We start from the raw sequence: 276 nt of genomic DNA, 5'->3' as shown, positions 1-276 counted from the left end.
CAGCTCCCCATTACCGGCTTTGCCCATAAGGCAGCTGTTGTAGGCGATGCGCCACTGGCCGCAGTCCTCGCAGGCTTCGACATGCCCGCCAAGGGCTGCGGTGCGGCAGTTCTCGATCGCCGACATCACCTTGAGCTGATGTAAGCTCAGGTGCCCGGTATGGGCAGCCCGGTAGGCGGGCCCAGCAACACGGAAGATGTCGGCAACCTCCAGGTCCGCGCGCACCCGGTTCAGCCGGGAGGCGACTTATCCTCCATCAGCGCCATCAGCCGGTCG

1 protein-coding gene is annotated in these 276 nt (G+C 65.2%); it reads right to left on the bottom strand.

The window, feature by feature from the left end; all coding sequences use genetic code 11:
• A partial coding sequence (locus ACWGS9_RS35765) for a transposase zinc-binding domain-containing protein (protein ID WP_454509555.1) occupies positions 1-225 on the bottom strand: 225 nt, incomplete at its 3' end.
• Positions 226-276 lie beyond the last annotated feature (51 nt).

It is taken from the genome of Mesorhizobium sp. Arg314, assembly GCF_053714275.1.
Note: the sequence above shows the minus strand (reverse complement) of the source record. Positions and strands in the feature narration are given on the sequence as shown.